Raw genomic sequence first — 14,662 nt, 5'->3', positions numbered from 1 at the left:
TGAATCATGCCATCAGCAGGTGTATAAGTGCTCCGATCCCGAGGCCGAGCAGCACCGTATAGACGGTGATCAGCCCGGCCACCTTCGCCCCGAGTTCCCGGTTCAGCACCGCGATGGTGGAGATGCAGGGGACAAAGAGGGTGGAGACCAGGGCGAAGATATAGAGCTGCAGTTTTGTCATCACGGTGATCAGGTCGGCGGTCCCGGCCAGCACCGTCAGGGTCTCAAAGGCCATCTCCTTCCGGAGGATCCCGAAGAGAAGCGCCGTCGATGCGTAGCTCGGGAGACCGAGCAGCCCTTCGGAGATCGGGATGGCGGCCTGCTGGAACATAGCGATCACCCCGTAGAACCCGAGAAGCCCGAGGATCACCGAGGATATGAGCAGCAGCGGCATCGCGATCACCAGGAACTCCTGTATCCGAAGCCAGGACTTCCGGAGCACCATCCCGGCCTTGGGCCGGCGAAGGGGGGTCATCTCCAGGATCATCCCGTACTGCGGCCCGGGGGTGACCCGGGAGAGGATCACCCCGGTGAGCAGGATCAGCACCAGCACGATCAGGTAGATGCTCAGCGCCGGTAGAACCCCGACGAACTTGGCGACGATACCAGAAATGACGACGGTGCGTGCAGAGCAGGGGACCATCGTGATCAGAAAGGCCGCGATGACCCGTTCTCTGCGCGAGGAGAGGAGCCTTGTCCCCATCACGGCCGGGACATTGCAGCCGAACCCGAGTACCAGCGGGATGATCGCCTCACCGTGCATCCCGAGCCGGTGCATCGCACGGTCGGCGAGGAAAGCGGCCCGGGTCATGTACCCCGAGTCCTCGAGGATCGAGAGGAGGATATAGAAGGTGAAGATGTACGGAAAGGCGATCCCGAACCCCGATTCGAGGGCGAGCACCACCGAGTAGGCCAGTTGTGCAACAAGGGGCGGGAGGACGAGACCCTGGATCGGGGTCATCAGGTATGTCGTAAACCCCCAGACGATCAGATCCTCGAGGCGGGCGCCGATCGCAAAGACGATCAACAGCATCGAGAGGATCACCCCGACCAGGATCGGGATCCCCGGGAACTGTCGGGTAAGAAGTCGGTCCAGGTCGAACCGGCGGTGATGGGTCCCGGTGGAGAGAACCCGTCCAGAGAGCGAATGAGCATAGTTGTGCCGGTTGGTCGCGATGATCTGGTTCACCGACATCCGGTGCCGGTTCTCGATCTCCTCTACGACCATCGCGGTCACCTCGAGCATCTCAGGGTCCGGGCTGATCCCCTGCATCGCCTGCAGCCCCACCCGCCGTCCGATCCCCATCGTCTTCTGGAACGAACGGAGGGCCGCCTCGACCTGGTGGTCATAGGGGACCTCGATCGTCGATACCTTCGCCGACTTCATCACGGCCGGGACGATCTGGTCGATCCCGGTTCCGAGAGCAGCGGCGGCTCCAATCACCGGGACGCCGAGGAGGGTGGCGAGGGCGTCGGTGTCGATTGAGACCCCCTCCTTGATCGCCTCGTCGGTCAGGTTCACAACGACGATCATCGGAATCCGGTACTCAGCGATCTGCAGCAGCAGGTACAGGTTCCGTTCGAACCGGGTGGCGTCCAGCACCACGATCAGGGCGTCGACCTCAGGCTCCTCAAGCACACGCCTGACCAGAACCTCCTTCTCCCCCTGCCCATCGAGCGAGTAGAGGCCAGGCATGTCGACGAGGTCGAGCCACTCCTTCTGGTCCCGGTCCACGCAGACCGTGCCGGACATCAGTTCTATCGACGAACCGGGCATGTTCCCGACCTCGACCCCGAGCCCGGTCAACTGCATGAAGATCAGCGACTTGCCGACCCCGGGGTTCCCGATCAGGGCTGCTTTCATGTTACCCGCTCCACCGATATCGAGGTGGCAATCTCCGGGCTGAGGGCGATGTCACACCCCTTCACCCTGACTACGACGGCCCCATTACTCAGTTTCCTCCGGATACTGATCTCCTCGCCCGGAAGGATCCCGAGATCGAGCAGCCGGGTGTAATGACCCCACTGCCGGATCGTGCTGACCCGGAGAACCGTCCCCTCGTCAAAGGACTGCAGCGTCCTGACCGCGGGTTTCCGGCTGCTGCAGCGCCTCGGGCATTCCGGATTTCCACCCGGACGGGCCATGTAGGTGCCGAGGCGGGAGATCGTCTCGTCCGAGATCTGATGCTCGATCTGGCAGGCCTCGTCCGATGCCGAAGAGGGATCCATGCCGAGCATCTCGGTCAGGAAACACTGCAGGGTCCGGTGCCGGCGATCGATCCGAACAGCGATCTCCCGTCCCTCTTCGGTCAGGCCGATCAGACCCTCCGACCGGGTCAGGGTGCCGGCCCTGACCGCATCATCAATCAACGGGAGCAGTCGTTGGGGGGTGAGGTGGAGGCGGGAAGCCAGCGGACCAAGGGCTGCACCATCCCCGGCCCCAAGACAGAGCACCGCCTCAAGCAGGTCCTCTTCGCAGCTCCTCTCCATGTACAAGAGGTTACGTCTCCCGGACGGTTATGGATTTGGTTGTCGGTTCAGCCTGCCGGGAATACTCTTATGGAAAGAAAACCGATTACGTAAGTTATATATGGGGTGTACCAACAGGCAGGCGGCCGATACGATCCGGTTCATCAGCCAGCTGCTTGAGATCAGAGGAGAGGACCCGTTCCGGGTCAGGGCATTCCAACGGGCTGCCATGGCGATCGAAGGGCTTGGGGAGCCGGTCTGTAGCATGGCGCCCGAACAGGTGCTGGCGGTCCCGGGGATCGGGCCGCACACCGCGGCCCAGATCAGGGAACTCTGCGCCGGCGAAGAGAGCAGCCTGCTTCAGGACCTGCAGCAGTCGATCCCGGCTTCGGTGATCGCCCTCCTCGAACTGGATCAGGTGGGGCCGAAGACCGTCCACCGGCTCTGGCATGAACTCGGGATCTCGACGATCGAAGACCTGGAGAAGGCCGCCCTGGCCCACCAGGTCAGCACCCTGAAGGGGTTCGGGGCGAAGAAGGAGGAGGAACTGGTGAAGGCGATCGCACGCCACCGGCGGTCGACCGGGCGGATGACCAGAGTTGCTGCAGAGGCTGTGCTCAGAGAGGTGACGGCTCTGCTGGTTGAAGGGACCTACACGATCGCAGGATCGTATCGGCGAGGGAGGGCCACGATCGGGGATATCGACATCGTCTCCACCGAAGCGCCGGCCGAGGTGAACTCGCGGCTGGTCTCCCTGGCAGACGAGGTGATCGATCAGGGTGAAAAGCGAACCTCGATCCGGGTCATGGGGCAGCGGGTCGATGTCAGGTTCTGTACCCCGGACCAGTGCGGCCCGATGCTCCTCTACCTGACCGGGTCGAAGGACTTCAACATCAAACTCCGCGAGATCGCACTCTCTGCCGGTTGGCGGCTGAACGAGTACGGGGTCGAGGAGCGGACGACCGGTGCACACAGAACGGCGGCGACCGAGGAGGAGATCTTCTCGATGCTCGGAATGGATCCCGTTCCGCCGGAACTCAGGGAGGACCGGGGCGAGGTGGAGGCAGCCCGGGAACACACGCTGCCCACCCTCGTGATGGCGGACGACCTCCAGGGAGATCTGCATGTTCACTCCCGCTGGTCTGACGGCTCGATGACGATTGCTGAGCTGGCCACCGCCGGAGAGGAACGGGGGTATCAGTACATCATCTGTTCTGACCACTCGGCCTCACTGGGGATCGCTCACGGTCTCTCTGCTGCAGAGGTTAGAGATCAGCAACACGAGATCGAGATGGTGAACCGCACTTCATCCTGCCAGGTGCTGGCCGGGATCGAGGTGGACATCCTCTCCAACGGGTCGCTCGGCCTCCCCGACCGGACACTGCAGGACCTGGACCTGGTGGTAGCCTCGATCCATTCCGGGTTTCATCAGGAGGAAGACCAGATAACCCGGCGGATCATCGGTGCGATCGAGAACGAACATGTGGATATCATCGGCCATCCGACCGGGCGGGTACTCGGGCAGCGGGATCCGTACGCGGTCGACCTGCACCGGGTGATCGAGGCCGCCGCTCTCCACCGGACCGCCCTGGAGATCAATGCTTCCCCATTCAGGTTGGACATGGACGACACCGCAGTCAGAGAAGCCCGTGATGGGGGGATCGTCATCTCTCTCGGCAGCGATGCGCATGCGCGTTCTGAACTGGAGAACATGTCCTACGGGCTTTTGATGGCCCGCCGCGGATGGTGCCGGCCGGCAGACCTGCTGAACACCAGAGACCTTTCGTCGGTGCTGGAGTGGGCCGCATGATCTACTGGCTCTACGCCCGGCACCTGGCCCGGCAGATCACGGTCCTTCCCGAGCAGATCTGCATCATGGTCGATGAGAAGGATCTCCGCGAGGCCCCGGACAAACTCTATGACTGTGTGACCTGGTCTGTTGAGATGGGGATCAAAGGGGTGATCTTCCATATCTCGACAAAGGATCCCTCATCGATGGATCCCCTGCTGCCGGCGATCCGGAGGATCAGTTCGATCGCAGCACTGACCCTCCACTGCGGGGTGCATGAAGAGCAGAGCGGAAAGGGGATCGCGGTGACGGTCGCGGTCGGGAAGAGCGGCAGAGAGGAGATCACTGCCTGCATCCGGGCGATGGCTGAGGAGCATATCGCCCCCGAGGCCGTGGACGAATCGGTATTTGAACGTTACCTGACCTTCCATTACACCCCCGACCTGATGATCAAGACTGGCGGGGATCACCTGACCGATTTTCTGATCTGGCAGTCGGTCTACTCTGAACTCTTCTTCTCAGATGTGAACTGGAAGTTCCTCAGAAAGGTCGACTTTCTCCGGGCTCTCCGGGACTATCAGTCCAGGGTGCGTCGGTTCGGGGCCTGATCATCTTTCAGGTTCCCGATAACTGGATCTTTGTATCATTCCCCCTGATCACCCCGACCTTTCGGAGATCTGCAACAAGACCTGTCACAAACTCAGGGATGATTTGGGCGATGGGTTTGAACTGATTCTCAGAGGTATCATTCATCACCTCCAGGACCAGAGGCCCTATCTGTTCGGGGATCGCTGACAGGGTGCTTCCCTTTATCGGCGATCAGATCGAGGATCTGATCGACGACGATGCCCTTGTAATAGAAGTTGAAGAGCAGGTGCTCCAAACTGACTCTGTCTATGTTGATGAGAGGGGGGCGATGGCGTCCAGAAGCTCATCATCAGAACAGATACAGTAGAGAGAGGGATCGATGAGGACCCGGGTTTTGGAAGTGAAACTGACCCTTTTGACCAGGGACAGGTGATGAGCGTTCTGCACCTCGATGTCGATTCGCGCGAGATCGGTCACCCTGTATTCGATCGACACGTCATCAGGGTTCATCTTCTGCCGCAGAATAACTCCATCTGGACCCTCCTGTATCAGGTTATTCTGTTTCATGATCTTCAGGTGAAGTGCCAAAAATAATAGCTCACCCAGAGATGATATCTGTTCATCTCTGGACTTTCCCTCAACCATCCGTTCCAGGGAGGGTCTGTCCAGTTCGGCACCAATGGAGAATTCTGATGTCGCGAAGACATCTCCCTCGTTGAACCGGGTATTCACATCTGCGATGTAATCCCTGGCCAGTCTTGTCTCAGCCAGCATCAGAGGAATCATGACTTCGCTGGTCATCTCTTCTTCTATCGGTTCCATGAGTGTCTGGAACAACAGGAGTTTATCATTCTCTGTTGATTCACCGTATGATTCTGGATCTGCCGCGATCATCTCTTCAAGCATTGCGATCAGATTGCCAACAGACCCTCTCATCAGGATATCTTCAACCACGTGCCCCTCACGCCTCTTCTGTGTACGGCAGTCCTTGCTTTTCATGAACCTGATGAACTGGTCCGCTTCGACATCATCAATAAAGAGCAGTGACTCCTCCAGCACTATAGGTACCACCTGATCGGGATTCTATAAAAAAATGGAGGGGATCTCTGGCCGATCGTTCAACTGAGCGAGGCAGAGACGGTCAGACTGCCGGAGGGATCGACGGTCGAACCCTCCTTAAGGACGGCCGTCCCCCGGCTGATCTTGACATCCAGCGACTCCCGCGAATCATCCTTCTTCTGGGCCTGAACGCTCACCGTCCCGGTCTGCTGGTTCACCGGGATCACCTTGATTCCAACGCCGCTGATCGGGATCTCACGATAGATCGAACCGCTCGATACGATCTTTCCTGACCAGGCCCCCTTGTAGTTGATCGTGACCTGCAGATCGGTGCTGTCAGCACTGACAGTGGTGGTCTGGCTTGGCGTGGAGTTGACGATGCCCCCGGTCAGCGGATTGATCTTCAGGTGATTCCCCTGCTGGTCGGCAGAGTTCTGCACCGGAAAGATCGTGAAGATCACCAGGGTCAGCACGATCATCCCGGCGATAGCAAGGATCCAGGAGGGTTTGATCCCCCGACCGTCCCCTTCAAAGAGGCTGGAACCCCGGTATTTTCCTTTTCTGGGGCGGGTGGGGTGTCTGGGCGGAACCGGCGGGCGCTGTGGAACCTCGTACAGGGGCACCTTCTTCACCGGTTCAGGGATGCTGATCGGAAGGGGAGTGACCCAGGGGATGATCGGATCATCATCCGGCACCACCGACTCCGGCGAAGGCTCCAAGGTCGTTGCTCTGACCGGGGAAATCGGCGGTGCGACCGGTGGGCGCCGTTCAACCGCGGGATCCTGATGACGCTCGATCACCGGCTGCTCCCTGTCGATCTTTTCAGGTGCGACCTCAGGATCCTTCTGCTGGAGGGCACCGGGAACCATCCGGTTCAGCCTCTCAACCGGGGACTCCTGTACTTTCTCCTTCTCCTGTTCTGGAATTGTTTCAGGCCAGGGGACCCAGCCCTTCGCCTCGCGGAGGCGTGGCTTCGGGGGATCGGGTTTGACCGGGGTACTTCGCCGGGCCTGTTCGAGATGGCGGGCGTTCCGCCGTGCCTCCTCCTCAGTGAGCCGTTGCCGCTGCTCATCCACGGGCAGGGGTCTGGGCTGAGGAGACCGGGACGAAGGACGGAGGTCCTCTGCTGAAACCTGACGTGTCCGGAGGTCGTCGAGCGGGAGAACCGGGCGGTCGGGAGGCGAAAGCGGCTGGAGAGGGTGTTCATCCACTGCGATCACCGGCGGTCTCGCCACCGGAGCCGGCCTCACCTCGTCAGTCCCTTCCGCCCGGGAACGCAGACCGCCAGAGAACCCGTCCCTGGCCGTAACCGCCGGCTCGGAGACCTGGGAAGAGACAGGAGGCGCTACCGGTGTCTCGGTTGCCGGGGAGGCATGCAGCCGTGCCCCACAGGTCGTACAGTACTTGTCCTCACTGCCGGCGATCCGCGCACCACAGTTATGGCAGTACATCATAAGCTACTGATATCTCCCCACACCCAGATAAAGAACGCTGTTCTGTCCTTCATGCCGTACCCATTGGTTCGTTCCGCTGCTGGTAAACCCGGATCGCCCGCAGGAGATCGATCTTTCGGAAGAGCGGCCAGTAGGGTGCGCAGAAGTAGACCGCACACTCATTTCCATTGGCCAGCCAGGGGAGAAAGTTCGAGGTCCGGTACTCGTTGCCGGTCCGGATGATCAGATCCACCGGCGGGAGAGGGTTCCCTTCATAGAGATGGTTCTCCACCATCGCCGGGGTGATCGCCTCAGGGGCGAGCGTGCCATCCTTCACCTCGGCGAGGATCCGCTTTGCGGCCTGGACGATCTCGTTCCTCCCCCCATAGGCGATGGCAATGTTCAGAAAGAAATCATGGTACCCGGCGGTCGAGGCCTCGGCCTGCTCGATCGCAGCGAGCAGGTCTGATGGCAGCAGGGTCCGGTCCCCGACCATCTGCACTCTTATATGCCGCCGGTGGACCCGTTCGTTCTTGACCATCGAGAGGAACTTCTCGCGGAAGAGGTCGAAGAGTTCCTGCACCTCTGAGGCATCCCGGTGAAAGTTCTCGGTTGAGAAGGAGTAGAGGGTGATGTGCTGCACCCCCAGGTCACCGGCCCACTCGAGCATCTGTTCGGTGATATCGGCACCGGCCCGGTGACCGACCGCGGTGTCGACCCCAATCTTTCGGGCAAACCGGCGGTTGCCATCCTGAATGATGGCGATATGCCGGGGCATGTTCCGGCATTGCAGTCTCAGATACCGTTCATAGATCGGGTCGATCAGTGACCGGATCTTCACAGCGGCGTCACCTCGACGATCATGCCCCTGTTGGGGTACCGCTCGACGATCGAACACCTTCCGTCGATGGTCGGGGCCAGCTCGGCGAGCATCCACCAGATCACCTCGAAGTGGTCCTCGCACCAGAGATAGGTCCCTTCCTCCAGGCAGGATTCGACCCGATTCGGGTCACCGTTCGGCTCGCAGACCCCATAGATGATGGTGCCGTCCGGCGTCACCTCGTCGATATCCCTGGCCGTGTTGACGGCGATCCGTTTCAGCCGTTCCCGCAGCTGCACCGAGTCCTTGAATGACGACGAACACCAGTGGACCTTCTCATCGTCACAGATGGCGGCAGCCCATTCCCCCGACCCGAGGATCGCGTTGTGAACATCGTCCTCGAGTTCGAAGCCGCGGTCCCGCATCCCGGTGGCGTTGGTCTCGCCCCATTCAAGTTCATTGATGTTCATGAAGTCAAGGTACGGCAGCAGAGCCGCCAGGTTCTCGAGACCCGGCAGCGCCGGCACCTCGACACCGATCGCAAACCCGAGTTCCTTCGCCCTGACCGCCGATCGCAGAAACGGGGTGGAGAGGATCTCCTTCCAGCACTCCTGCGGGGGATGAAGCCTTATTTCATCGACGAGCCCCTGCATCGCCTGCAGGTCCGACTCGGTCGGAGCAACTCCTGTGTACAGGTGGATCTGGTGCTCCGGGCCGAAAGCCTCCTTTAAGAGGGAGGTATACCTGACCACCCGGTCGAGGACCAGCAGCGGTTCGCCGCCGGTCACCCCGGTGCCGAGGGCGCTCATCATCACTGCCTCGGCGATCACCTGGTCATCGCTGCTGACCGGCCGCTCATTGGCATAGACCTGGTCCGTCCCTTTCCGCTCTGCAGAGAGGGGACAGTACCAGCAGGACCGGCCACACTCACCTGTCACAAACAGGACCATCTTCGCCCCTTCCATACAGAGGACACAGCCCTGGCTCAGCATCTGACTATCATCACCACTTGTATAATCAAGGAGATGGAGGATTATCAGGATATGCATTGTGACCGGCGAGGAAACCTCTTATTCCCTGCCCATCAACAGATACATACGTGTCCGGGGTTTCTCGGGCAATTGAAGCACCATGACCCCTTCGATCCCCGAAATACTCGCCGATCTGCGGAGAGCAGCAGGCGAACTCCCCCCCATGGCAAAGGCATTCCTCGTCGCCGTGGCCGTGATGGCGCTGCTGGCTGTCCTGGCCGGCATCGGCCTCATGGCCCTGACACCTGCTCCTGCCACGCCGTCGTTGAACCTGACAGCCGGGTATGACGCCAGTTCGATCCACCTCTACCACAGCGGAGGGGCGTCCCTCTCGAACAGTTCGTTCCTGGTGCTCGTCGATGGGGTCGACGAGACGAAGAATGTCACCTACTCCCCGCCGTTACAGAACGGGATCTTCGCACCGGGGTCGATGATGATCATCCCCGCCACTTCGCCGGTGCAGGGGGTCTCGCTGGTGACCGCCGACTCGCACAGGACGATCATCCAGTCGGTCTACGCCGAGGACTTCGTGCTGACCACCGCCGGCGCCCCCTGGTCGATGGCGTTCCCCACCCAATCGAACGCTCAGGTACAGGGGGTGCAGGCGCCAGCGCACAGTTATACCTGGCCGGCCTCACCCACCCCGTCGCCCGGGTTCGATACCGTCACCCCGGGGATGGTGACGGTGGCGGCCGCGAACTCGGCCGATCCCTCGAAAGCCCAGTTCCGATGCACCGGCACCGACGACCAGGTGGTGATCAACCGGGCACTGGCTACCGGTGCCTCGGTGCAGTTGATGGACGGAACCTTCCACTGTTCAGGACGGATCGTCATCCCGACCCATACGACCCTGGCCGGGGCCGGGACCTTCCAGACGATCATCGAGGTGAAGAACAGCACCGACGGTTACCAGCCGATCGAAGTATCGGCACCGTATGTGACCCTCCGCGGATTCAGCACGGCAGCGCAGGGGTTCATCATGATCTCGGCCAGCCATGTCCGGGTGCAGGACGTCTACGCGACCTCCCTCGGCACCGACGGGGTCCGGTACCGGTCGGCAGGGAACGGGATGTTCTTCGTCTGGGCCGATCATCAGGACCTCTCGGATATCGAATTCTACAACTGCACGGCCTACGACTGCACCACCCACGGGTTCAACATGAACCAGGACTTCACCGACCGGGTGCCGCACGCGATCCAGAACACCCGGTTCGTCTTCTGCTATGCGGCCCTCTGCGGCTATGGCGAGGCCGGCAACTCCCGGTCTGAGTGGACCACTGGTTTCGACCTGCAGGAGATGAACGATCTGGTCGACTGCCAGGTGCTCAACTGCATCGCCGACAACAACTGGGAGTCGGGATTCCACTTCGAGCCCGGCGAACGGGTCGACGACAGCGGCAAGGAGATCGGGCCGGCGACCAGGACCGTCGGGGTCGTTCTCCAGAACTGTCTTTCAGAGAACAACGGCTACCGGAACACCAACCCGGCCCATTATTTCATGGCCGGGTATTACGTGCACAAGAATACGGTGCTGACCAACTGCCGGGCGGTTCACAACCGGAACGCCGGCTACTTTGTGCAGAGTGGTTCGAACCTGACCTTCGATCGATGTCAGGACGAGCAGTCCACGTACGGCTGGCTGGTGATCAAGTCGTCGTCAGGGATCACGCTCTCGAACTGCACTGCCGACCACCCGAGGATCTGGTCGCTCTGGGCTTCGTCGACGGACGACCTGACCCTCAACGGGTTCACGCAGGTCTCACCGGGTGGAGCCCGGGGGACGCTCGCGATGCTCGGGTGGTACCGGGACGAGGAGACATACCAGAAGCCGGTGACCCACTCGACCTTTGAGATCACCACCACGGGCGGAGGATCCCTCTCGCCGATCACAAAGGAAGGGGATGGAAACCGGTATACGTTAACCCCCTGAAGGGCGCGGAGGATGCTGACGGGTTTTCTTCGAGGTGGGGAGAACCCCACCGTCTTCAGGTCGACAGAATATTGCTGGATCTCACGGTATTACGCAGGAAGAACAATATACCTGTTTCACCAACACTGAGCAGTGACTGGGGATGAAGAGTCTACCAGCACCTAGTGAGCTCGGGGTGTACATCGCATGATAACCTCCTTTATCGATACCCCCATTTTTTGATGATACGCTCCTGATACCGCAAGGAACCCAGGGGTGTTGTTCACCAGATTCATTCTGCTCTATACCCTCCTGTTGTCGACCTGGTCCGGGTAATCGCACCGGGACCAGAGCAACCGGGTCGTTCTGATGGTCAGAGACGGTCGATGTTCTCGGCTTCCTGTCGAGACGCTCTCGCATTGTCTTATATAATTTCCAGACGGACTCTCTTCTATTGCCAACATCCGGGCGCAACGAGGACGGCCTCTCTGAGATCATCGGGTTTGTGCTGATACTCGGGCTGATTGTGGTGGCTTCCACACTGTACCTGCTCTATGTCGTCCCAGCGGAGGGGCGCGAGGACGAGATCGTCCATATGAACCAGGTGAAGGATCTGTTCGTGGACTACAAGGGGACGCTCGACTCCCTCTGGATGAACTCGATCTCGAACCTGACCGATCACCGGCTGGCAGGGACGATGATCAGCACCTCGTTCGACCTCGGGACGGCGGGGGGGAACACCCAGGCCGGCGGGGTCTTTCTGTCATTCATGAAGCCGCAGGGGTCGCCGGCGCTGATGTCGGTCGGGCAGCCGAACTTGGACGGGACGCTGCGGGTTATCGGCAGTCAGACCGATACCAATGGAACAGTCACAACACCTCTGGATGTCTCGATCCCCATGGGGTCGATGTCGTACCAGACTCAGAACAACTACTGGATCCAGCAGACCTACTACTACCAGATGGGCGGGGTCTTTCTGAATCAGTCAGACGGAGTCTCTATCGTCTCTGCACCAGCGATCTCGGTGTACAACGTCACTGTTTCAGTTAACGAAACCACCAAATATATCATGCCCAAGGTCTCCATCGCCGGTCTTAAGATCCAGGGTCGCGGATCGATCGGTGGGACCGGTCCTCTCCGGGTGGACACCCGGCTGACCGAAAATCTCGTCGATACCACCAACAAACAATATTCCAATGTGACGGTCATAGCGGTCATGAACTCACCAACCGCTGCCCAGTTGTGGGACAAAGCATTTCGAAACGCCGGGAGACAGATGTCGCTCCAGTATAATAATATAAGTTTCATCTCTCCTGGTGGAACATTCAACAACACCCCGATTAACGATAAAACCGCAATTATGAATATCAAAGCCGGGTCGAATGCCGCCGATCCCAACGATCCCTATCATGTGTACCTCGATCTGACGCAGGCTGAATACAGGGTGACCCTCCAGAATGTCGGGCAGTAACCGGGGCATCCCGGGGCCGGCCGGACGCCATATCGAGCACGACGCAGGGGTCTCCGAGATCATCGGAGCCGTGCTGCTGATCGCCCTCGTCGTCGCCGGCGGAACCCTGGTCGGGGTGGCACTCTTCTCGCAGCCGCTCCCGACCCAGGTGCCGAAGGTGAATATCGTCATCGGGGCAGACCAGAACGGGACGGTGACCCTGGTCCACAATGGCGGGGAAGCACTGAACCCCGGCCAGTACCTGGTTTACCTGGACCAGACACCCTGGCCTCTGAATAAGAGCTTCGTCAACAACAATACTAGTACCCCGGCGGACACCACGGTCTGGTCGGTGGGGAACTCGCTGACCCTCAGGGGGAGCGATGCGAACCTGACCGACAATGTCACGGTCGTGTACTCGGGCAGTTCAGGGAACGTCACGATCACCTCGGTGAACGCTGTCGGGACAGGGGAAGGAGGCTACGGGTTCTTCTCGTCACTCTTCGAGTACATCCTGGGGAAGCACCCGGAGCAGTACCCGGAGGGGATCGTGCCGCTCCCAACCCAGCAGGTGACCCATTACCCGCCGGTCGGACCATACAACTGGTCGAACATTCAGCCGCGTATCGATTACACCGACTGGGCCGGTCAGTCAGAATGGATGAACACCACTGCCTATATCTATACCTCAGGCAACTCCGACAGTAGTTATGATACCCCACCTGACGTTATCACAAGCACAGTCCCAGGTGGTATGAGTGCCCCAAATCTGTTTAGATTCACTGATGTGAACACGATCAATGATGAGTTGCACAATTATGGCAGGGTGGTGATGCTCGACGGTGTCTATGTCTGCAACGGGCCAATCCGTTTCGACAACAGTTACAAGATACTCATGGCTCAGAATCCAGGTACGGTCTATCTCCCCATGAATGGACCTTCTTACAACGATGGTTACATCAAGGTGAGTGCCCCGAATGTGATCATCAGCGGGCTCAACCTTGAGGGAACTGGAGGTGTTGAGATCGTTTCGAGTTATGTCAGTGTTCAGGGTGTGAATGTAACCAGTCGAAACCATGGTGAACTCTCCGCGAATCACGACCCGAACGAGCCGCCAGCGAACAAAGCTCCAATCAACGGGATGTTCTTTGTATGGGCTGACGGCCAGCCTCTTTCAAACATTGAATTTTTCAACTGTACAGCCCGCGAATGCAACACCCACGGCTGGAACATGAATCAGAACTGGAACAATGTGCCATATTCCATCAGCAATACGCTCTTTGTAAATTGCGTGGCCTCATACTGTGGATATGGATCAGCCGGGGACACGGTCAACTATATCAATGGTTCAACCAGTACCGTTTCAGCAGAACATCAATCCCGGTCCGAGTGGATCACCGGGTTCGACCTGCACGAATGGCAGGACCTGATCGAATGTCACGTATACAACTGTTATGCAGACAACAACTGGGAGTCGGGATTCCACTTCGAGCCCGGTGCCCGGTATGGTGATAACGGAGAGGATATCGGGCCACGGACCAGGTCAGAGAATGTCACACTGGACAACTGCACCAGTATCGACAACGGCCGGTCGACCTATAGCGGCGCTTTCTTCCAATCCGGTTACTACCTCTCGCGGAACACCACGCTGACCAACTGCACCTCGGTTGACAACGCCAACGCCGGGTTCTATGTCCAGGGCGGTATCAACTCCCAGTTCGTCAACTGCACGGACACCGGAAGCAAGAACACCGGCTTCCTCGTGATCAAGGGGTCAAGCGACATCACCATCGACAACTGCATCTCGAAGGACAATCCAAGGTTCGCCCTCTGGACCGCGTTCACCGAGAACCTGCAGGTGAAGAACTTCCAACAGCTCAATGTCACTGGAGGGACGGGTTTTGGAACCCAGACCCAGTCGATCCTCGGGTGGTACAAGGATGATTCGCGGTACCAACTGCCAGTGACCGACTCATATATCCAGATCACCGCGGATAAGAATTCCCCGCAGATCATCAACCAGGCCGGCAGTGGAAATACCTACGATCTCAGGCCCTCCTGAGCAGGGCAGAACCTATCCCAGGTTCCGCCACCCGCATCTGCATATCAACCTG

The 14,662-nt window shown here is 59.5% G+C and carries 13 protein-coding genes; 5 read left to right on the top strand and 8 right to left on the bottom strand.

The annotated features are described in order from the left end of the window. Nucleotides 1–4: 4 nt before the first annotated feature. Nucleotides 5–1,864 (bottom strand): ferrous iron transport protein B, encoded by a 1,860-nt coding sequence (gene feoB / locus MPAL_RS00590; protein ID WP_012616826.1) that lies wholly within the window; start codon nucleotides 1,862–1,864, stop codon nucleotides 5–7. Further along, nucleotides 1,861–2,490: a metal-dependent transcriptional regulator gene (locus MPAL_RS00585; RefSeq protein WP_012616825.1), complete on the bottom strand. Its 630-nt coding sequence runs from the start codon at nucleotides 2,488–2,490 to the stop codon at nucleotides 1,861–1,863. Before MPAL_RS00585 ends, feoB begins: the two co-directional genes overlap by 4 nt. 100 nt (nucleotides 2,491–2,590) lie before the next feature. Here MPAL_RS00585 and polX point away from each other — a divergent pair, with 100 nt between their 5' ends. Both polX and MPAL_RS00575 read left to right on the top strand, forming a co-directional pair. Further along, entirely contained in the window at nucleotides 2,591–4,279 is a 1,689-nt protein-coding gene (polX, locus tag MPAL_RS00580; protein ID WP_012616824.1) for a DNA polymerase/3'-5' exonuclease PolX, read from the top strand. After that, nucleotides 4,276–4,866: an undecaprenyl diphosphate synthase family protein gene (locus tag MPAL_RS00575; protein WP_012616823.1), complete on the top strand. Its 591-nt coding sequence runs from the start codon at nucleotides 4,276–4,278 to the stop codon at nucleotides 4,864–4,866. Before polX ends, MPAL_RS00575 begins: the two co-directional genes overlap by 4 nt. Nucleotides 4,867–4,873: 7 nt before the next feature. On the opposite strand, the gene MPAL_RS16050 is transcribed toward MPAL_RS00575, so the two are convergent. The 6 genes from MPAL_RS16050 to MPAL_RS00555 are packed head-to-tail and all read right to left on the bottom strand — an operon-like array spanning nucleotide 4,874 to nucleotide 9,150. Next, entirely contained in the window at nucleotides 4,874–5,011 is a 138-nt protein-coding gene (locus MPAL_RS16050) for a hypothetical protein (RefSeq protein ID WP_012616822.1), read from the bottom strand. Continuing rightward, nucleotides 5,004–5,141 carry a hypothetical protein gene (locus MPAL_RS16045; RefSeq protein ID WP_158303594.1) on the bottom strand — a complete coding sequence of 46 codons (138 nt, stop codon included), beginning with the start codon at nucleotides 5,139–5,141 and terminating at the stop codon, nucleotides 5,004–5,006. Before MPAL_RS16045 ends, MPAL_RS16050 begins: the two co-directional genes overlap by 8 nt. A gap of 11 nt (nucleotides 5,142–5,152) precedes the next feature. Continuing rightward, nucleotides 5,153–5,917 carry a hypothetical protein gene (locus tag MPAL_RS00570; RefSeq protein WP_148208085.1) on the bottom strand — a complete coding sequence of 255 codons (765 nt, stop codon included), beginning with the start codon at nucleotides 5,915–5,917 and terminating at the stop codon, nucleotides 5,153–5,155. Nucleotides 5,918–5,964: 47 nt separating this feature from the next. Further along, nucleotides 5,965–7,359: a zinc ribbon domain-containing protein gene (locus MPAL_RS00565; RefSeq protein ID WP_012616820.1), complete on the bottom strand. Its 1,395-nt coding sequence runs from the start codon at nucleotides 7,357–7,359 to the stop codon at nucleotides 5,965–5,967. 49 nt (nucleotides 7,360–7,408) lie between these two features. Then, nucleotides 7,409–8,179: a polyprenyl diphosphate synthase gene (gene uppS / locus MPAL_RS00560; RefSeq protein ID WP_012616819.1), complete on the bottom strand. Its 771-nt coding sequence runs from the start codon at nucleotides 8,177–8,179 to the stop codon at nucleotides 7,409–7,411. Next, entirely contained in the window at nucleotides 8,176–9,150 is a 975-nt protein-coding gene (locus tag MPAL_RS00555; protein ID WP_048145507.1) for a radical SAM protein, read from the bottom strand. The genes uppS and MPAL_RS00555 overlap by 4 nt, the downstream gene beginning before the upstream one ends. A 202-nt stretch (nucleotides 9,151–9,352) precedes the next feature. Between MPAL_RS00555 and MPAL_RS00550 the strand changes: the two genes are divergently transcribed. From MPAL_RS00550 to MPAL_RS14025, 3 genes are all read left to right on the top strand, one after another. Continuing rightward, a complete protein-coding gene (locus MPAL_RS00550; RefSeq protein WP_158303593.1) occupies nucleotides 9,353–11,119 on the top strand; it encodes a right-handed parallel beta-helix repeat-containing protein in 1,767 nt (588 codons plus the stop codon). Between the two features lie 433 nt (nucleotides 11,120–11,552). Next, nucleotides 11,553–12,569, top strand: coding sequence for a hypothetical protein (locus MPAL_RS00545; RefSeq protein WP_012616816.1), 1,017 nt, complete (start codon nucleotides 11,553–11,555; stop codon nucleotides 12,567–12,569). Then, complete coding sequence (locus MPAL_RS14025; protein WP_012616815.1) at nucleotides 12,556–14,610, top strand: type IV pilin; 2,055 nt, start codon at nucleotides 12,556–12,558, stop codon at nucleotides 14,608–14,610. Before MPAL_RS00545 ends, MPAL_RS14025 begins: the two co-directional genes overlap by 14 nt. Nucleotides 14,611–14,662: the final 52 nt, after the last annotated feature.

The sequence above is a fragment of the Methanosphaerula palustris E1-9c genome (assembly GCF_000021965.1).
Taxonomy (GTDB): Archaea; Halobacteriota; Methanomicrobia; order Methanomicrobiales; family Methanospirillaceae; genus Methanosphaerula; species Methanosphaerula palustris.
Note: the sequence above shows the minus strand (reverse complement) of the source record. Positions and strands in the feature narration are given on the sequence as shown.